This window comes from Mycoplasma sp. ATU-Cv-508, from assembly GCF_004011945.1.
Taxonomy (GTDB): Bacteria; Bacillota_I; Bacilli_A; order Mycoplasmatales; family Metamycoplasmataceae; genus RYZV01.
In genome coordinates this window covers 498,640-517,019 of the sequence record NZ_RYZU01000001.1, presented here as the reverse complement: position 1 = coordinate 517,019, position 18,380 = coordinate 498,640, and the positions used below count along the sequence as shown (strand labels likewise).

At 43.7% G+C, this 18,380-nt stretch carries 25 protein-coding genes, 1 tRNA gene and 1 pseudogene; 21 read left to right on the top strand and 6 right to left on the bottom strand.

From position 1 onward, the window contains the following. The 16 genes from rsmD (at position 1) to CSH31_RS03015 (ending at position 8,651) form a co-directional block, all read left to right on the top strand. Entirely contained in the window at positions 1-549 is a 549-nt protein-coding gene (gene rsmD, locus CSH31_RS03080; protein WP_128008804.1) for a 16S rRNA (guanine(966)-N(2))-methyltransferase RsmD, read from the top strand. Positions 550-604: 55 nt separating this feature from the next. After that, entirely contained in the window at positions 605-769 is a 165-nt protein-coding gene (locus tag CSH31_RS04655; protein ID WP_236630702.1) for a hypothetical protein, read from the top strand. Continuing rightward, on the top strand, positions 706-1,167 hold the full coding sequence (locus tag CSH31_RS03075) for a guanylate kinase (protein ID WP_236630701.1): 462 nt from the start codon (positions 706-708) through the stop codon (positions 1,165-1,167). Before CSH31_RS04655 ends, CSH31_RS03075 begins: the two co-directional genes overlap by 64 nt. 15 nt (positions 1,168-1,182) lie before the next feature. Then, positions 1,183-1,782: a protein phosphatase 2C domain-containing protein gene (locus tag CSH31_RS03070; protein ID WP_128008803.1), complete on the top strand. Its 600-nt coding sequence runs from the start codon at positions 1,183-1,185 to the stop codon at positions 1,780-1,782. Between the two features lie 7 nt (positions 1,783-1,789). Then, positions 1,790-1,918 carry a hypothetical protein gene (locus tag CSH31_RS05010; RefSeq protein WP_345775178.1) on the top strand — a complete coding sequence of 43 codons (129 nt, stop codon included), beginning with the start codon at positions 1,790-1,792 and terminating at the stop codon, positions 1,916-1,918. Continuing rightward, positions 1,912-2,322 (top strand): protein kinase, encoded by a 411-nt coding sequence (locus tag CSH31_RS03065; protein WP_128008802.1) that lies wholly within the window; start codon positions 1,912-1,914, stop codon positions 2,320-2,322. Before CSH31_RS05010 ends, CSH31_RS03065 begins: the two co-directional genes overlap by 7 nt. Continuing rightward, the gene (locus CSH31_RS03060; protein WP_128008801.1) at positions 2,231-2,635 is read left to right on the top strand and encodes a protein kinase; all 405 of its coding nucleotides are present in this window, start codon (positions 2,231-2,233) and stop codon (positions 2,633-2,635) included. Before CSH31_RS03065 ends, CSH31_RS03060 begins: the two co-directional genes overlap by 92 nt. Continuing rightward, entirely contained in the window at positions 2,628-2,879 is a 252-nt protein-coding gene (locus CSH31_RS03055) for a hypothetical protein (RefSeq protein ID WP_128008800.1), read from the top strand. The genes CSH31_RS03060 and CSH31_RS03055 overlap by 8 nt, the downstream gene beginning before the upstream one ends. Before the next feature lie 7 nt (positions 2,880-2,886). Then, a complete protein-coding gene (rsgA, locus tag CSH31_RS03050) occupies positions 2,887-3,711 on the top strand; it encodes a ribosome small subunit-dependent GTPase A (protein ID WP_128008799.1) in 825 nt (274 codons plus the stop codon). A 3-nt stretch (positions 3,712-3,714) separates the two neighbouring features. Next, a complete protein-coding gene (locus CSH31_RS03045) occupies positions 3,715-4,368 on the top strand; it encodes a ribulose-phosphate 3-epimerase (RefSeq protein WP_127942935.1) in 654 nt (217 codons plus the stop codon). Positions 4,369-4,370: 2 nt separating this feature from the next. Next, positions 4,371-5,363, top strand: a complete 993-nt coding sequence (locus CSH31_RS03040) for a hypothetical protein (protein ID WP_127942934.1) — start codon at positions 4,371-4,373, stop codon at positions 5,361-5,363. Positions 5,364-5,381: 18 nt separating this feature from the next. Next, positions 5,382-6,161, top strand: coding sequence for a tRNA1(Val) (adenine(37)-N6)-methyltransferase (locus CSH31_RS03035; protein WP_128008798.1), 780 nt, complete (start codon positions 5,382-5,384; stop codon positions 6,159-6,161). Next, positions 6,154-7,713, top strand: coding sequence for a methionine--tRNA ligase (metG, locus tag CSH31_RS03030; RefSeq protein WP_128008797.1), 1,560 nt, complete (start codon positions 6,154-6,156; stop codon positions 7,711-7,713). Before CSH31_RS03035 ends, metG begins: the two co-directional genes overlap by 8 nt. Before the next feature lie 16 nt (positions 7,714-7,729). Beyond that, positions 7,730-7,816, top strand: a tRNA-Leu gene (locus CSH31_RS03025). A 23-nt stretch (positions 7,817-7,839) separates the two neighbouring features. Beyond that, positions 7,840-8,388, top strand: coding sequence for an alpha/beta hydrolase (locus tag CSH31_RS03020; RefSeq protein WP_128008796.1), 549 nt, complete (start codon positions 7,840-7,842; stop codon positions 8,386-8,388). Beyond that, positions 8,367-8,651, top strand: a complete 285-nt coding sequence (locus CSH31_RS03015) for a hypothetical protein (protein WP_128008795.1) — start codon at positions 8,367-8,369, stop codon at positions 8,649-8,651. Before CSH31_RS03020 ends, CSH31_RS03015 begins: the two co-directional genes overlap by 22 nt. Here the strand turns inward: CSH31_RS03015 and CSH31_RS03010 are convergent. Further along, the gene (locus CSH31_RS03010; protein WP_127942930.1) at positions 8,610-9,797 is read right to left on the bottom strand and encodes a phosphopentomutase; all 1,188 of its coding nucleotides are present in this window, start codon (positions 9,795-9,797) and stop codon (positions 8,610-8,612) included. The genes CSH31_RS03015 and CSH31_RS03010 overlap by 42 nt on opposite strands. 47 nt (positions 9,798-9,844) lie before the next feature. Between CSH31_RS03010 and pfkA the strand changes: the two genes are divergently transcribed. The 5 genes and pseudogenes from pfkA to CSH31_RS02985 all read left to right on the top strand — a co-directional run bounded on the left by pfkA (position 9,845) and on the right by CSH31_RS02985 (position 14,892). Beyond that, entirely contained in the window at positions 9,845-10,813 is a 969-nt protein-coding gene (gene pfkA, locus CSH31_RS03005) for a 6-phosphofructokinase (protein WP_128008794.1), read from the top strand. Between the two features lie 11 nt (positions 10,814-10,824). Beyond that, a pseudogene (gene pyk, locus CSH31_RS03000) lies at positions 10,825-12,245 on the top strand (pyruvate kinase). 293 nt (positions 12,246-12,538) lie between these two features. Further along, positions 12,539-13,252, top strand: coding sequence for a GntR family transcriptional regulator (locus tag CSH31_RS02995; RefSeq protein WP_127942927.1), 714 nt, complete (start codon positions 12,539-12,541; stop codon positions 13,250-13,252). Positions 13,253-13,285: 33 nt separating this feature from the next. After that, on the top strand, positions 13,286-14,188 hold the full coding sequence (locus CSH31_RS02990) for an RluA family pseudouridine synthase (RefSeq protein ID WP_127942926.1): 903 nt from the start codon (positions 13,286-13,288) through the stop codon (positions 14,186-14,188). A 23-nt stretch (positions 14,189-14,211) separates the two neighbouring features. Beyond that, positions 14,212-14,892, top strand: coding sequence for a YgjP-like metallopeptidase domain-containing protein (locus CSH31_RS02985; RefSeq protein ID WP_128008793.1), 681 nt, complete (start codon positions 14,212-14,214; stop codon positions 14,890-14,892). On the opposite strand, the gene CSH31_RS02980 is transcribed toward CSH31_RS02985, so the two are convergent. From CSH31_RS02980 to CSH31_RS02960, 5 genes are read right to left on the bottom strand one after another with little or no spacing between them, the layout of a single operon-like run. Further along, positions 14,889-16,334: an ABC transporter permease subunit gene (locus tag CSH31_RS02980; protein ID WP_127942924.1), complete on the bottom strand. Its 1,446-nt coding sequence runs from the start codon at positions 16,332-16,334 to the stop codon at positions 14,889-14,891. The two genes, CSH31_RS02985 and CSH31_RS02980, sit on opposite strands and share 4 nt — an antisense overlap. Further along, on the bottom strand, positions 16,334-16,540 hold the full coding sequence (locus CSH31_RS02975; protein WP_128008792.1) for a hypothetical protein: 207 nt from the start codon (positions 16,538-16,540) through the stop codon (positions 16,334-16,336). Before CSH31_RS02975 ends, CSH31_RS02980 begins: the two co-directional genes overlap by 1 nt. After that, complete coding sequence (locus CSH31_RS02970) at positions 16,503-17,381, bottom strand: ABC transporter ATP-binding protein (protein ID WP_161565705.1); 879 nt, start codon at positions 17,379-17,381, stop codon at positions 16,503-16,505. Before CSH31_RS02970 ends, CSH31_RS02975 begins: the two co-directional genes overlap by 38 nt. Positions 17,382-17,403: 22 nt before the next feature. Beyond that, positions 17,404-17,889 (bottom strand): RpiB/LacA/LacB family sugar-phosphate isomerase, encoded by a 486-nt coding sequence (locus CSH31_RS02965; RefSeq protein ID WP_127942922.1) that lies wholly within the window; start codon positions 17,887-17,889, stop codon positions 17,404-17,406. Then, complete coding sequence (locus CSH31_RS02960) at positions 17,882-18,346, bottom strand: L-threonylcarbamoyladenylate synthase (RefSeq protein WP_161565704.1); 465 nt, start codon at positions 18,344-18,346, stop codon at positions 17,882-17,884. The genes CSH31_RS02965 and CSH31_RS02960 overlap by 8 nt, the downstream gene beginning before the upstream one ends. Positions 18,347-18,380 lie beyond the last annotated feature (34 nt).

Here is an 18,380-nt window from a genome sequence, read left to right as displayed (position 1 = left end):
ATGCTGAGAGTCATCGCCGGCAAATACCGCGGTCAGCGGTTGCGCTTGCCCGATCAGAAAACGACTCGGCCGATGCGCGACGCGGTCAAAGAGGCACTTTTTTCCATCATAAGCGAGTGGTTGCCAGGCAGCGTTGTGTTAGACGCTTTTGCCGGCTCGGGTTCGCTGGCGATCGAAGCGCTCTCGCGCGGAGCTAGCAAAGCGATTGCGCTTGAAAAAGATGCGCGCGCCTTTCAAGTGCTCCAAGAAAACGCGGAAAAAATTGGAGTCCGAAACTTTGACTTTTACCTTCGCGACGCTCTAAACTACGTAAGTCTTGTTTCGGGAGTACGCTTTGACCTGATTTTTTTAGATCCGCCCTATCAAAAAGTTGACCTTCTAAACGAAATTTTAAAAGCGATTATCAAAAACAACTTGCTTAACTCCCAAGGTCTGATCGTAGTCCAAACTAACGAGCTTGACCTGGTAAACGTTCCTAAGCAACTGGTGAAATGAAAAGTTAAGCGCTACCAAAAAACTAGTTTGCTTTTTTTGACTTACAACCTTTAGCGCTTAAAAACTTGAATTAGCGACCTAACAATTACAAAATATATAATGTGGTGATATGGACAGGAAATTAATTATCTTTGCTGGTCCTTCCGGAGTTGGCAAGGCGACGATTGAAGCCAAACTTTTTGCTGACCCAGATTTAAAACTGATGTTTTCTTGCTCGGCCACGACTCGACCTCCTCGTTTAGGCGAAACCAGGGACGCCATTACTACTTTTTAAGCGAAAAGGAATTTAACGAAAAAGTCAAAAAAAACGAGTTTTTTGAATGAAATCAGCACTTTTTTCATAAATACGGGACATTGAAAAGTGAACTTGAGCGGATTAGTAAACTGGGTTACGTGCCCTTTTTGGAAATTGACGTGGAAGGCGCTAAACAAATTATTAACAGCCAAACTCACAATTACCGATTAGTGACGATTTTCATCATGCCGCCTTCGGTGGCTGAGTTAGAGAGAAGAATTCGCGAACGAGCAACTGAAAGCGAAGTGCAACTCAAAGAACGACTTGTTCGCTACAACAAGGAAATTGCCGATAGCAAACTTTTTGAACATGTGATCGTTAACGACGATTTAGACAAAGTTGTCGCTAAAATTAAAAAGATAGTGCAGGCCAAGTAATGCCAAAGTGAGCGATTAAAAACTGATATCGGCGTAGTAAGACGCCAAAACCAAGACCGAGGGGCCGTTTTTCAAAACCATAGCGTTACTTTCGCAATCATTTGCGACGGTATGGGCGGGCACGAAGGCGGAGAAACGGCGGCTGCCATTACGATTGATGTGTTTGACAAAGAATTTACTTACAACTTCCCGCGCAAAGTTAACGCCGATTCGCTAGTTAAATGGTTTGAAGAAGCGATTAACAAAGCTCGCAAAGCGATGATTAAGTTTGCTAAGCGCGACGCAAAACTTTTTGACATGGGAACGACTGTCGCAGGAGCAATCAAAATCGGGCAAGAGCTATTTGTTTACAACGTAGGTGATTCGCGCGTTTACCTTTACGACGGTCTGCTGAGTCAAATTACCAAGGACCACAACATCCGGAATTATTACATTGAGCATTACAAATACACCGAGGAACAAGCCGCGATGACTTTGGGAGCGATGGCGCTCACTAACGCGCTTGGACCAACAAAAAAAACTCACGTCGAATGGTTCCACATTCCGCTCAGCAAAAAAAGCCACCTACGTTATCTTGACGACCGACGGCATTCACGACTACTTACCCAAACCTAAGTTTGAAATGATTTTGGCTAAAAAATCTTCGCTGGATGAGAAACTAAACGAAATGGTCAAAAAAGCGATCATGGGCAAATCTTCTGATAACTTAACCGGTATCATTGTTTGTTTAAACGAGGAAAATCAATGTTAGAAGCTTTAAAGAAAAAATACGTTTTTAGTGGCGAAGTGGGTCAAGGCGGAATGGCTAAAATTTACCGCGCGATTGAAAAAACCACCGGTCGGATCGTAGCGATTAAACTGCTTCGACCAGATAACAAAGATTCTCACCGCAACCAACGGCGTTTTCGCTCTGAAATTCAAGCGATTAAAGCGATTCGTTCGCCTTACGTCGTGGCCGCTTTTGATTACGCCTGAAACGACCAAGTGCAGTACATCGCGATGGAATACATTGACGGAAGCATTTTAAAAGAGTACATTGGAAGGCGCGGTAATTTAACGGTTGATGAAGCGGTGGAATTTGCCAAGCAAATTGCGCTCGGACTTCACGAAATGCACCAAGTTTGGAATTATTCACCGCGATATCAAAGCTTCTAACATCATGATTACCGACCACGGGCAAGTTAAAATCATCGACCTTGGCATTGCTCTTCACGATGAAACTGACCGGGTTACCCAAACTGACAACATCATCGGTTCGGTTCAATACTTAGCACCAGAACTGCTTGAAAAAGAAGAAGCCAACGCCCAAACCGACATTTACGCCCTAGGCATTTTGCTCTACGAAATGCTGATTGGAGACGTACCATTTAAAGAAAAGACGGGGATTGACACCGCTCGCAAACACCAAACTTCAACTGTTCCTCACGTCAACAAAATTTTTAAAAAACATTCCCCAGGCCGTGGCTAACATCGTCATTCGAGCAACCGCTAAAAAACCGCACCATCGTTATTCAACCGCTTACAATCTTTACGAAGATCTTGACACTTGCCTGAGCGATAAAAGACTTTATGAACCAGTTTATCAACTAGGCGATAAGTTGCGCAAAACGTGGATTGAAAAAATTAATTCCTCGGCTTTTTGACTAGTGGTCGGACTGACGGTCATCGCCCTTCTCATAGCGATTGTGATCGTCTTAATCGTGGTTAAATAGGGGCTTGATGCGCGGACTAGTTCGAAAAGTAATCGCTGGATTTTATGACCTTGAGACCGAGTCAGGTCAAATTTACCGAGTGCGCGGATCGGGTAAACTCCGCCACGAGCAGCAAAGTCCTTGAGTTGGTGATTACGTTGAGTTTAAGCCCGAGCAACTAATCACCCAAATTTACCCTCGCAAAAACCAACTGACCCGGCCCGAGGTGGCTAACGTGGACCAAGTTTTGTTAGTAACATCGGTTTTTGACCCGGTCTTTTCAACTTTCTGGCTTGATAAAAACTTAGCAATTGTGGAAGCAAAGGGCATTAACCCGGTGCTAGTTTTTACCAAAACAGATTTAGCCGATCCAAGTCCGTGACTTTTTTACGCTCGGGAGGGTTACCAAGTTTTTCCGGTTAACACTCTTGACCTCAAAACCATTTTGCCGCTCCGAGCTAAGTTTGCTGGGCAAATCAATGTAGCGATTGGGCGAAGCGGAGTAGGCAAATCAACACTAATTAATAAACTTGCCAAACTGGAGTTACCGACGGGCGAAATTTCCACTCGCACGCGACGCGGCAAGCAAACGACGCGCGTAATCGAGATGGTTGATTTCTTAGGCGGCAAACTAGTTGACACGCCTGGTTTTGAAACGATTGAACTTGGTCTGTCAAAAACTCAACTTGCCCACGCTTACCACGATTTTCATGCTCTTAGTTCTAAATGCTCGTTCGGTCGTAGTTGCCTTCACCAACACGAACAAGACTGCGCCGTTAAAAAGGCTGTTAAAAATGGAATAATTAGTTTGTCAAGGTACGAAAACTACCTTAAATTACTGAACCAAATTTAAAAAATGCCTTCCAAAACTAACTTACACCTTTCAATTCTTGATGCGCCCGATCGTCTTTGGACGATCAAACGAGCGCTCAAACTAGGAGTCAAAGCGATCCACTACGACGTGATGGATGGTAAGTTCGTAGCCCAAAAAACTTTGCCCGTTGACGAGCTTAGTAGACTTGTTAATGCTAGTCCTAAACACTTTGTGGACGTGCACTTAATGACCCGGCGTCCTGAGCGACAAATTCAAAAAATCGCTCCCTACGCTGACCAAATTAGTTTTCACATCGAAGCTGTGTCAGCCCGAAAAGCCGTCAAGATTTTAGTCAAAAACAAGCACATTCGACTGGGCATAGCGATTAACCCTCGCACTCCTGTTGTGTCTTTAAGACCTTACCTAGGATATTTAAACCACGTGGTGATTATGTCGGTCCAAGCTGGTCAAGGCGGACAATCGTTTATTCCTGAGACTTACGAAAAAATCGCCCAAGTTCAAAAACTAATCCAAGCCAGCGGACACAAGTGCAAAATTCAAGTGGACGGAGGAGTTAATGACCAGATTGGTCCAAGACTAGTTAAAACCGGTCTTAATCAAATCGTAGTCGGAAGTTACCTGCTCAAAAACTTAAAAAGTGAAACTATCCAAAAGGTGCTTGGTCAAAAAAAATAACTATGAAATTCAACACAACTTACACCCCAGAAATTAGTCTCAAAAACACAATTGCCGCCTTGGCCTGGTTGCGTGAGCAAGTTATTTGGCAAATCAAAAAAATTTACCGCTTCACCTACGTGAGTGCGCCTCCTTTCTTAGAGCAAGACTCGCTTTTAGAAGTGCGACTACCAAGTCTAACCCGACCTATTTCGTTTGACGCGATTGACGAGTACCGCGTCTGCACTTTATTGCTCACCCCGACAAACTGAATTAGAGCCATGATCGAAAGACTTGACCTGGGAGTGGGCGAAGGACTTTGAACCGAATCGCAGAGCATTTGGCGCGATGTACCCGAAACTCCGAGCGACACCATCACTCGGCACGAGATTATTTTTCAAACAAAAATTGGCGCTGATGAAGACGAAGTAAAACTAGCGCGCGCTCAGGCCCAGCAAATTTACCAAATCATTTTTGAACTGGCCAAAGAAGTTTGAAAACGTTGGCAAATCAAAAACATTTACCCGCCGAGCGCTAATTTTGTCACTAGTCAAATGATGGAAAACGAACTGCCTAATGAGTCTTTTGATAACCGCGAAATTGAGTTTGTGCTAGAAAGCGACGCTTACATATTGGAAGCCTCAGGTTTAAGAATGTTCTCCGGCCACATTCACCAAAATGTACCGCCCAATTTATACGATTTACGCAACCACTACGAAATCATTTTGCGTGACAGAGTTAATGCACTAACCATTAAAGTGGCCACGATCGCTTTGACTAGTAACGGTCAGCAATTAAAAGACCAGTTAACTCTATCTGGGCAAGAGCAGTTTTTAACTAACCCTTTTTACGAAAGTCTTGTTCGCCAAAGTTACAAAGTTTTGGAAATTCGTTTTAACTTACCCCGACTAGCCATGGCATTGCTTGGTAAAGGTCACATTGCCGAAGTCCAAGGCGGAGTCATTTCCAGCGAAGCGCGTCACATCCGGGAAAAGTACCAAATAGAAACTATCTAGTCTATGATTGGTTTGTCCATGAAAAAGATCGTTAAAAACTCGCTCGGCTACGACCAATCGCTCTTTGTTTACCAAGACAAACAAATGTTTAATTACTCGGTTGACACGATTTTGCTCGGTAACTTTGCCACGCTGAGCGCCAGCACTAAAAAAGTTTTGGAAATCGGCACTAATAACGCCGCGCTAGCGATATTTCTAGTTTCACGCAGTGCCAAAATTCACGTTGACGCTATAGAAATTCAGCCCGAGGCGATCGAAATTGCCCGGCAAAACGTTGAGCTCAACCAAAAGCAGTCCCAAATCACTTTAATTGAAGGCGACTTTAACGATTACTTCCAAACTTACAGAGCCGACCCAGAACAGCTCTACGACTCAGTCGTGGTCAACCCACCCTTTTACAAAAAAGGCACAACCAATTTGGGTAAAACTTCGCCCAGCAAACTGATTGCCACTCACGAAGTCAAAATTACTTTGGAAGAAATTATCCGCGGTGCCAGTGCGTTGCTGAAAAAAAACGCTTACTTGGCGCTCGTGATTGCCACCGAGCGTTTTGTTGACGTTTGCCATTTAATGCGCCAAAACGGTTTTGAAGTTAAAAGAGTTCAGTTCATTCATCCGCGCACTTTCCAAAAATCTAACTTAGTACTCGTGGAAGGACGCTACCAAGCAAACTGAGGAACTCACTTTTTACCTAATCTTTACCTCCATAACGACGATCTAAACGACAACTCTTACCGGCGGGAAGTAGTCGCGCTTTACACTCCGATCCCAGCCAATCAGAAAGATAACCGTGGCTAAAAAACCAACTCTTTACGTTAGCACTCCACTTTTTTACCCCTCGGGTGAACTTCACATTGGTCACGCTTACAGCGCGAGTTTGGCCTGGGTCATTCGTAATTATTTTAAGGATCGGGGCTACGAGACTTTTTTTGTGACTGGCGCTGACGAACACGGCCAAAAAATCGCCCAAAGCGCCGAGCAAAACCAAGTTAGTCCCCAAACTTACGTAGACAAAATGAGTCAGAATTTTAAAACACTTTGGCAGGATTTGGCGATTGATTACGACTTTTTTGTCCGCACAACTAACGTTGAGCACGTAACTAAAGTCCAAAAGGTTTTTGCCAAACTCATCGCCCAAAAAAACGTTTACCCCGCCAGTTACCGCGGTCTTTATTCGGTCGCTGACGAAGAATACTTTTTGCCTAGCCAGGCCAAAGCTAAAGACGGCAAATACTACCATCCGCAGTCGGGTCACGAGTTAGTTGAACTACAAGAGCCTAGTCACTTTTTGAAAGTGAGCCATTACCAAAACTGGTGGGAAAAAACTTTCCCGGAACAGCAAAGACTAATTTTTCCGCCTAAGGTTTACCGCGAGTTGAACAACAACTTCGTCCAGCCCGGTTTGCACGATTTATCAATCACTCGGCAAAATTTAAGTTGGGGAGTGCCAACCGCTCCAAAAAGCTCGGAAACAATTTACGTTTGAGTCGATGCTCTTTTAGGTTATTTGACTAGTCTAGGTTATCTTGATAAAAGCGCCACTAACTTCCCAAAATTCTGGCGTTCAGAGGGAAAAATTATCCACGTGATAGGCAAAGAAATTAGTCGTTTTCACGCCATTTACTGACCAATTTTGCTTAAGTGTCTCGACCTAACTTTACCCACGCAAATTTTAGCCCACGGTTGAATTACCACCAAAACGGGCAAAATGTCCAAGTCAAAAGGCAACGTGGTTTCGCCCTACAAGCTTTTAGAAAAATTCAGCCCCGAAGTGGTTAAGTACTACTTGACAACCAAGTTTGACGTAGAAAATGACCATGTCTTTGATGAAGGTCACTTGGTCGAAGTTTATAACAGCGAACTGGTTAACGCTTTTGGTAATTTAGTCAGTCGCACTTTGGCTTTGGCGCTTAAAAAATGCGGCGGAAAAATTGAACTGACCAAGGACAGCGAGTGAACTAGCGACGAGAAAAAGTTAACCCAAACCATTAAAGATACTTACGCTGAGTACGAAAGTCACTTTGCCGCGTGCCACGTTGCTCGCGCGCTTAGTCAAGTCCACCTTCTAAACAAAAAACTAAACGCTTACATCGACGCCCAAGCGCCTTGGCAAATTAGCGACGCACACCGTTTTGCCAAAGTCATCAGTCTTATCTGCCACGGCATTTATACGAGCGGTTTAATGCTCAAAGTCGCGATGCCAACTGCTATGAGTAAACTCTTAAGTTACTTGGGGCTAAAAAAGTGGGACCAAAAGTGGGTCAGCGACTGGGAGACGCTTGGTCAAATTAACATTAAAAAAAGCGGCCATTTATTTGAGCGCTTCGTAAGTAAGTCTGTTTATAATTAAGTGGCTTTTTCCCGAAGCCCATATGGCGGAAATGGTAGACGCAGGGGACTTAAAATCCCCAGGTTGTAATACCGTGCTAGTTCGAGTCTAGTTATGGGCACCATTTTTTTAAAGAGGTAAAGTTAGGTGAAACTAGTTGTTACACATTCCCAAGGCTTTGATTTTTCCTACCGAGTGCTTGATAACCAAGCTCAAAAAACGGTTTTATTAGTTCACGGTTATCACTCGTCCAGCGACCTTGGTCTGCCGTTAGAAAACTTGGCTCGCGATTTTAACTTAGTCGCTTTGGATTTGCCCGGCAGTCCCCACCTACCTTACGCATCAACTCAGTTAACAATTCAGCTTTTTAAAGCTTACCTAAAAACTTTTTTGGACTTTGTTTGCCCCTTTAAAAAAGTGATTTTACTCGGTCACTCGTTAGCCGGCTTGACCATTAGCGCGCTCGCACAGCACGAGAAAGTTGAAGCGCTAATCTACTTAGCAACCGTCCAGCCTGGCGTAGTTAATTCCCAAAGTTACCGCCAGTTATCAAAAACTTTTGGCTCGTCCGCAGTTGAGCAGCGGCCAGAGTTAGCTAAGTACATCAGCACTCATCCTGAGATGGAAGAAATTTTCATTCACCGGGCGCGTATCAACACATCATTGAAAACAACTTGCTTAACCAAGATTACCTAGCAAAAGAATTAGACCAGCACTACCGTCAGTCGCTGAAAAAACCAGCTTTTTTCCTAATCGGCGAATGGGATTACGTGGTTGAAAAAGCTTGCTTTGTGAGTTACGTCAAAGAGAAACTTCAAAAAGAGGCGCTTGTCGTTCCAGGCGCCTACCACAATCCGATTAAAGATAAACCTGAGCTAATTAGTGCTTGACTGAGCCAGTTAGTTAAAAATCTAGAACTAGGTAATTTCGTGACTCCTGTCTTGCCCGATTGAGCTTAGTTCAACTTGAAAATTTTTGGCAACTAAATTGCCCACGCTTGCTAAACTAACAAACGGCTCTAAAACTCTGGGTTGGGAACTAAAGTTATGAGCGTAAACAGTCAGCGGCAAAAATTCGCTTGTGTGGTCGCTGCCTTGAAAACAAGGATCGGTGCCGTGGTCTGAAGTAATGATTAATAAATCATCGGCTTGAAGATGAGCAATTAACTGACCTAGTTTTTGGTCAAAAAGATTCAAGTTTTCGGCGTAGCCAAGCGCATCGCGGCGGTGACCGTACTTGGAGTCAAAGTCAACTAAATTGACAAAGATGAAACTGTTAGGCCCTGCCGTTTTTGTGAGCTGAATGGTAATGTCCATTCCATCTGCGTCGGACTTACTCCGGAAAGATTGACTAATTCCTTGTCCGTCAAAAATATCGCTAATTTTACCCACGCCAATCACTTTGACTCCCGCTTTTTGTAGGCGGTCTAGCAAAGTAGGACTAGGCGGTTTAAGTGCGTAGTCGTGGCGGTTAGCAGTTCTGCGGTAGTGACCGGGCTCTCCAACGTAAGGCCTAGCAATAATACGTCCCACATTTCACTCGGGACGGGAAGAGCAAATTTGTCGAGCAATCTTGGCCATTTGGTAAAGTTTTTTCAGACCCATCGTCTCTTCGTGACCACAAATTTGTAAAACCGAATCAGCCGATGTGTAAACGATTACTTTTTGGTGGTTAATTTCTTGGTCAGCGAGCTCATCAATAATCGTTGTGCCTGACGCAGCTTTGTTGCCAACAATTTTTCGTTGCCAAGCCGATTCTAAAGCGGCGATTAAATCGGGCGGAAAACCAGTCTGAGTAAAAACGGGAAAAGGTCTTTTAGTTTCAATCCCCATCATTTCCCAATGACCCGCTAAGGTGTCTTTGGCGTTAGAAATTTCCTCAACTTTAGCCACGTAAGCCCGGGGAGGCGCAGATTTAGCTTGACCAGGCAAGTTAACTAATTGACCAATTCCTAAACTAACCCAGTTTGGCAAAACCAGTTTTTGGGTGTTGGCAGCGCACTGAAAAGTGTTCGAACCTTGGTCACCCCATTTATGGGCACGTCGGTCGGCGCCGATCCCTAACGAATCAGTTACAATCATAAAAACTCGGCCGTACTTTTTCATATAGAATTATTATAGGTAAAGGCTGCTCAGAAGAGAGCCGAAAATCAATGGTCAAAAAAGTTGCAATTTTAACTTCGGGAGGCGATGCACCGGGCATGAATAACGCCATCCGGTCTTTGGTTAGGGCAAGTCGGATGCATAAAATTGAGGCTTGACTAGTTTTTGAAGGTTACAAAGGACTTTGCCAAGGCCAGTTTGCTTTGGCCTCTGAGTATGACGTTGACGCGTACATTAACCGCGGCGGAACATTAATTGGTTCGGCCCGTTTTCCCGAGTTTACTAATTTAGCAGTTCGCAAAAAAGCGCTCAAAGAACTAAGTAAACGCGGCATTGAAGCGCTAGTCGTAATCGGCGGAGATGGATCTTACCGCGGTGCTCAAGCGCTGCACGAAATGGGCGTTAAAACAATTGCTTTGCCAGGCACAATTGACAACGACATTAACTCCTCTGACTTTACGATCGGTTACCCAACTGCGCTTCAAACGATCGTGGAAAACATTGACCGGGTGCGCGACACGATGGAATCACACCGTCGCATCGCTATCGTGGAAGTGATGGGGCACGGCTGCGGAGATTTAGCTCTCTACTCGGGATTAGCCACCGGAGCGGAAATTATCGTTACCAACGAAAACTTACTCAGCGCCAAAGAGATAGGCTTGCTCGCTAAAAAACAATTCGCTAAAGGCAAAAAATCAGTCATCATTGTGGTGAGCGAAATGATTTTTGAAAACCTTGTCAAACTTGAGCGCGAAGTTGAAAAAATCAGCGGGCGAGCGACGCGAGCGATGTCTTTTTCCCACATCCAACGCGGAGGCGTTCCGGGCGCAATTGAAAGAATTAACGCCTCAAGAATGGGTCTAAAAGCAATTGAGTTGCTCAGCCAAAACCAGTCGGGACTAGCCGTTGGGATTGTCAATAGCCGCACAAGCGCAATGCCAATTATGGAAGCACTTGGTCGCTCTCGGCAAGACCGCGCCAGCAAAGCCCAAAAGTACAACCGTCTTAACCAAGCCTAAATGGAGTAAAAGTGCAAATTACCAAACGAACGAAAATCATAACTACGATCGGACCTTCATCTCACAAAAAAGAGATTATTAGTCAACTCTTTGACGCAGGCATGACCACCGTAAGACTTAATTTTTCCCACGGCACTTACCAAGAACAGTTGGAAAGAATTAATAACACTCGAGCAGTGATGAAAGAAAAAGGTTTGCCTATTTCAATTATGCTTGACACCAAAGGCCGGAAGTAAGAGTAGGCAAGTTTCAGCACAGCGTTCAAAAAATTATCGCCAACCAAGTAGTGGTGGTTTTAACCGATCCAGCCTCGTACCAAAAACTCAAAGCTAAGGTCGGTCAAATTACCGTCTCGGCTGACATTAGTCAAAACTTAGAACCTGGCGACCTAATTCTCGTGGACGATGGCAAATTGCAGCTGGAAGTAACGAGCGTCAAACCGCAAACTATTAAAACCCGGGCGATCAATCACCACCGTCTCAAACCTAACAAACGAATTAATTTACCCGGCAAACCTTTTTTGATGCCTTTTTTAACTGAAAAAGATGTGGAAGACATCAAATTTGGTTGCGCGCAAAAAGTTGATTTTATCGCCGCATCTTTTGTCAATTCTCCCGACGACATCCAGCAAATTCGCGAAATTTTAAAACAGCAACAAGCGACCCAAATTAAAATCATCGCCAAAATTGAATCGCAGTACGCAATTAATAACTTCGATAAAATTCTCGCTGCGGCCGACGGGATTATGGTAGCTCGAGGTGATTTAGGGCTTGAGATACCTTACTTTGAAGTACCTGTCGTGCAAAAAATGATGATCCGTAAATGCCGCGAAGCTGGTAAACCGGTTGTGGTCGCCACGCAAATGTTAGACTCAATGGAAAAAAATCCCCATCCAACCCGAGCCGAAGTGACAGATGTTTACATCGCGACTGAGTTGGGCGCTGACGCAACGATGCTTTCGGGTGAATCAGCAGCTGGTCAATACCCAATTGAAGCCGTTAAAGTTATGTCAACGATTAATGCTCGCGCCGAAAAAGAGTTTTATAACAAACTCTACTACCAAGTCCAGTTGGAAGCGATTGAAAAAATTTCGCGTGGAGCAAGAGCTAAAATCGCTCGGTCAGTGGCGCGCAAAACGATTAACGGCGACTTTAAATTTACTGTCGTGCTCTCGCGAACTGGACAACTGCTCCAAGAGGTAGCTAAATTTAGACCTAACACCAACATTTTGGGAGTCACTAACAATGCCCAGCAAACTACGATGTTCGGAATTACTTCCTCGGTTTTCATGTCGCCCGACACTAGTCAATTTGAAGCGATCAAAGCTAACAAGCAAAAAGCGCTTGACGTAGCGAAAATTTACGGAGCTAAGAAAGGCGATAAACTTTTAGTTGTGGAAAATAAAGCCATAACGATTTTAAGTTACCGTTAAAAGTCTTATCAGCAACGTAAAAGCGGCCCCCAAAGGGGTCTTTTTTTTGGTCAAAATTGGAATAAAAAGCGATTAGTCGTTCTCCTTAGTTCATAAATAGCAAGTTTTTAACCACCTAACCAACCTATACACGTGATTAACTTGTTAGGCCAAGTGAAAAATCAACGGTTTGAAATCCAAAATCAGAGTAGTAGCTGAGCGAATCGCATTTTTAAGTGAACAACTTGGATCGGCTAGGATCTTGCCAAAGCGATTTGTTCCTACGAAAATAGAAAAATTCTTTCAAATCTTCGATGAACAAAAAGTTGAGCACGAGAATATTTGTCCAAAAATATATTCTCCTCAAAATTAACTATGGTGAGTGGAAGCCAGGCGAAAAAATTCCGTCTGAAAATGCTTTGGCAATTAAATTTAATTGTTCACGCATTACCATCCGCAACATTTTGCAAAGCCTTGTCTACAGCTCCTACCTAGTTCCCGTCAAGGGTAAAGGCTACTTTGTCGCTTCGGTTCGAATCGGCGCCAACTTTATTCCAATTAGTCAAGAATACGATTGCCCAACTGCTCAAGTAAAAATGCTCAGTTACCAGCAACTTCCTTACCGGGAAACGTGGATTGAAATGCTCGGTGTAAAGCTGGAAAAAACTGAACTTGAAAAAGCCCGCATTTTCGAAAAAACCTACTTTGACCAGGAAGGTCAAGAAGGGGTTTACCAAATTACCGTGCTGAATTCGTCCGAAGTAATTCTTTTTGACGAAACAGAAGTGAGCAAGTCACTCTCCAAATACTTAGTCTGGCAAGGCGTGATGTTATCGCACGCAACTAACATAGTGATTTATGACCACCATCCTTACTACGCCAAAATAGCTCGCCGTTTAGGCTGAAAAGATTCTTATCCATTCATAGTAACTTTAATGAGTACGCAAAAATCTTGGGTTGAAATTTCTTTCCGGATTGTCGCTAAAAAACTTTTCAAATTCGCCCGAACTTACCGAATTATGCTCTAAGCCGAACGATCGGCTTATTGTTATAATCTCGCTATGGAAAAGGCGACTAAATTAACGGCGCAAAAAAACGAGCGCATTGACAAACACTTAGCCGAAAACCTCTCCTTTAGTCGCACTCAAATCCGCAAATTGATCGACCAGCAAAGAGTCAGTGTGAACGGCAACTTAGTTCGCAAAGCAAACTTTGTGCTCCAACCAGGTCAACTAATTGAAATTAGCACGCCTAAACCTAAAGAAAGCAAAGTTAAGGCCGAAGATTTACCGATTGATGTTGTGTACGAAGATGATGACATTATCGTTGTCAATAAGCCGAGCGGTCTAGTCGTTCATCCGGCGCCGGGTAATTTAAGCGGCACGCTTGTCAACGCTTTAGTTGGTCGTTACCAAAAACTTTCTCACCTGGGCGGTCAAGACCGGCCCGGTACTGTCCATCGCCTTGATAAAGATACTTCGGGACTAATTCTCTTTGCCAAAAACGATGAAATTCACGCCCAGCTAGCTAAGGCTTTAAAAGAGCGCCAAATTAAACGAATTTACTTAGCTTGGGTCGTGGGAAAAATCGAAAAACGCGTCATTCACATTAACTTGCCGATCGGGCGTGATGTTTACCGCCGCCAGAGAATGCGTGTCCAAAGTGAAAAGTCTAAACCGGCTTTAACTCACGTCTACGTGCTCCAAAGTTACCCCGATAAAACGCTGGTTCGTTGCGAACTAGAGTCGGGAAGAACTCACCAAATTCGCGTTCACCTAGCCCACATTGGCCACCCCGTGGTCGGAGATCCTAAGTACGGAAAATTAATCGATAATTTTGGTCAAAGACTCCACGCTTACCAATTAATTTTTCTTCATCCGCGCAGCGGTAAAAAAATGTTTTTTGAGGTTGACCCGCCGCCTGAATTCAACGACTGGTCTTTTAAAAATCAACCAAAGACTTAACTGCTCAACTTATAATTGCAACTATGAAAGGTTTTTCGCTTTACCACGCCCAAACTTGGCACTACGTGGAAATTAAACGAACCAACAACCGTCGCATGTATTTCCAACTAACTAACGGAAAGCTCGTAGTTAGCGTTCCTGAAAAGATGGATTTGGAATTAGCGCGCCAATTTGTGAGTGAAAAACTACCCCGGTTTGTTAGCGCAAAGACTAAGCAATTAAAAAATACCAAAGTTAATTTAAACCAGCAAACACTTGTTTTGCACGGCCAAATGTACCGTTTTGACTCTTTAACTGGTTATCCAAAAAACGCTCTCAAAATCAGCGGCTCTAAAGTCTACATCCAAACTAGTCAAGGGTCAAACTCCCAAATCATAAGTGCGATTAAGACATACTTAAAAACTTCCTTGGAAAAACATCTGCTCACTCGATTGTCCCACTGGATTAAAAAAATGGCCACCGGTCCTTATGAATTTAGAGTCAGTGATAAACGCGCTACTTGAGCCAGCAACAATTTGCAAAAGCGAAGAATATCGTTTTCAAGTCGTTTAACCCACTTTGACCAGAGGGTGATTGATTATGTCATCGTTCACGAGTTAGCTCACCACTTTCACCCTCACCACCAAAATGAGTTTTGAAAGCTAGTCGCTGACTACATCCCCGATTACCAAAGTTTACGCCAACAAATGCGTTTTGATAACTAAGCAAAATCGCGTTTTTTAAAGACTTGTCAACTCAAAACCAACAGTCCGATCGCAACTAAGGAGTAAAACCCTAAAACAGCCCAGTAGTTAACTAACTTAGGTGCCGACGCCAACTTGTCCAAATCAATTCGCCAAGTTTGAGTGTCATTATCAAAATAAAGATCGCCTACAATCGCAGGGTTGTCCATTGAAACGGCAACGCTAGTCTCACTCACAAAAGATTCAAAATCAGCAAACTCCAAAACATTTCTTCACAAAAACGATAGATGGTCTAAGACGTTAAGATATTTTAAAATTCTTTTTTTGAAAACTTGCTCTTCGTAAGCGGCGTGCTGTTTTTCGTCTAAGCCTCCAAAAATTTGACCATTAACTAAAGATCCGACCGTGTAAAGCGGAACAACGTCAGTCTGAACCGCGTCTTTAAATGTGGCTGTGCTAGTAAAAAGAGCCAAGTAACCTTGACCCTTGCTCGTGCGAAGCGCTTCGCTTAGGTAGTAAGCGTGGGTGATTAGGTCAATTTGTTCTGAACTAAGGTCGGGGTATTGGTCGGCTCTTTTATGCTCAGCAATTTGAGTGAAAATCGCTTGTTCGGCTTCGGGTTCGTAGTATTGCCCACTAACGCTGTAATCTTGCTCTCCATCAACGTAAAGGTGGTAAATATCCTCCAAGGTAGTTTGAAATTGCGCTTCGGTTTTTTGTCACTCGAACTTGTCTTTGGTTTGCCCAACCATCCACTCGTAGTGCTCGCTTTGCTCAGCGGGTAATTTATTTTTGAGCTTGAGATGTCCCTGGGCAAAATAACTTAACAGGTAAGCTCCGTCTGGCAAAGTGACAAAAGAATCAAAAACCGGCCCGAGCGCAAAAGCAAGCACAAAGAGAAAAACTAACGCCACGGTTCCGCCGGCGCCAACAGCTAAAGAAATGCAAAGTGCAATGGAAGAAATAACCAAAATGATCAGAAGACTAATCAAAACTAGGTAAAGCGCCCAAACAAAGTACCGCCAGAAAATTTCCGGACCATTAATTAAAAAAACTAGGTGTGGCAGCAAAATCATGAGCGGAATAGCCACGTACAAAACGCTCATAAAGGCTAGTCATTTTTCTAACCAAATTCGGTTGCGGCTAATTGGTTTAGAAATCAAAATTAACAAAGTGCCTTCGTCAATATCATTTCGAAAAATTTGGTTAACTTTGACGGCAATAAAACCGATCATCGCGATGGACGGCAAGAGAAAAACAACGACCTGGCGTCAACTTATCGCCAAAATTGAAGCGTCGGAAATTTGGTACTGGAGTTGATTAACTTCCCGGCGCGATTGCTCGACTACGAGTGTGTTGAGCATCACAAAAGCAAAAATGAAAACCGCCAGACTAACGGCTAAGTAAATCCAAGTCGAGGGAGCTCTCATCATCCGCCGAATCGTGAAACGATAAATTGGCATTATCTAGCTCCTTTATTGACCGCTGAGAAATGCGATGGCGTTTCGTTTCGAACGTACTTATCGTAAATTGACTGAAGGTCGGCACTTTCGGGCGCGATTGAAAAAACAACGATCTTTTCCGCGCCAGCCCAGTAGTTGATTTTAGCCAGTTCGGCCCTATTTTTAACTTTAACTAAAATCTTGTCGTGCTGTTTGACAGCCGACACTTTGTGTTTTTTTAAGCAAAGTTAAAAGTTTGCTTTGGTTATCGCTGCCCACCAAGTAAGTGTTGGTAGGCTTGTCGCTAAGTCTGGAATTGTAAACCACTTGACCTTGGTTAAGAATGGTCACTTCGTTAATTAATTGCTGCAGTTCGGCTAAAACGTGGGAAGAAATAAAAATTGTTTTACCTTGCTGAGCCAGTTTTCTTAGGTCATCAAAAAGTTCAGCTCGAGCAGTCGGGTCAAGGTTAGCCGCCGGTTCATCCAAAATTAAAACACTTGGATTGTTTAAAAGCGATTGCGCTAGCAACACTTTCTTTTTCATGCCAGAGGAATAAGAGTTGGGGTCGCGACGCCGAAATTCCCAAAGACCGATCGTCTTTAAAATGTCCTCCGCAATTTTGTGGGCCTCTTTTTTAGTTAATCCGCTAATTAAAGCCATCGAATAAAGGTAATCTAAGGTTGAAATTCGTTTCGGAAAACGAGCCGATTCGGGAATGTAACCGACTAATTTTTTAGCCTCAACTTGGTCGGCTTTCAAACCTTGAATTAAAAGTCGTCCCTTGGTCGGGATCATCGCACTAATTAAACACTTAATCGTGGTTGTTTTACCAGCGCCGTTAGGACCAATAAAACCGTGAATAGCTCCGCGAGAAACTTGGATGCTAACTTCTTTAACGGCTGTAAAATGTTTAAATTTTTTAGTTAAATTTTCAATTGAAATGGCAAAAGAACCGCTTGGATTAACCAAGTCTTGGTTATTGGGGTTTTCACTAGGTAATATTCCACGCCGGCCTACGTCAAATTGCTTTGTTAGTGCGCTAATTATACTATGGTAGTGGCTCACTGACTGGATTAGCCAAACTTTCTTACTTTTTGCTACGTTTACTAGGTGAATTTGGTCGGGTGTTTGCGCGGTCTAAATCGGCAATCCGACTTTGGTGACGACCGCCTTCAAAATGCTCGTTTTCAAAAGCCAAAATCATTTTGATCGCTTTTTTAGGTTTAGTTTGGCGGCCTCCGAAAAGCAAAACATTCGCATTATTGTGCTTTTTAGCCAGCACCGCATCTTCCAAGCTAACAAGTCTTGCTCCGCGGATACCGGCAAAGCGGTTAACAGCGAGTGAAATGCCGATGCCAGTTCCGCAAACACCAACTCCCAGATAAGCGGGATTTTTTTGGACAAAACGGGCCAAGGCTTGCCCTTGACGAGCGTAAGAGACTGGTTTATCGTCGTTTTCGGGCCCAAGATCAACCACCTGGTAGCCGTGGTTAGCAAAGTAATCTTGAACTGCTTTTTTGAGTTTGTAACCGGCGTGGTCAGAAGCTAAGACAATTTTTTGATTTTTATTCACGAAGCACCTTCTTGTCGCTCAGTCTAATCACCGTTGAAGGCCGACCCGAGCCTTTTCCAAAGTAATAATGTTTTCTAACGCTAGGAAAAGCGGCGCGAGCCTGTTCAAAATTTAACGGCGGTTGACCCGCTAAGTTAGCCGAAGTCATGTAAACCGGACCGATCTTTTTGATGAGATTTAAAAGCTGCAAGTGTGCTGGCATGCGCAGAGCTAAGTTATCGCTTAAAACTAAAGTGTAGGGACCAGGTCAAATTTTGCGGGCAAACTTCTCTGCTTGGACGCTTCACTCCGGGAATTGACGAGCTTGCTGGTACGAACCAACCATAACTACGAGCGGTTTTTCCGGTGAACGTTTTTTGAGTTGACAGATTAGTTGATGGTTAGCTTGACTAATTGGACCGCCAAGACCGACGACCGTGTCGGTGGAGGCCAGAAAAAGCGACGAATGATCTAGCACAATAATTTCATTATAAACTTGCTCTTTGACGTTT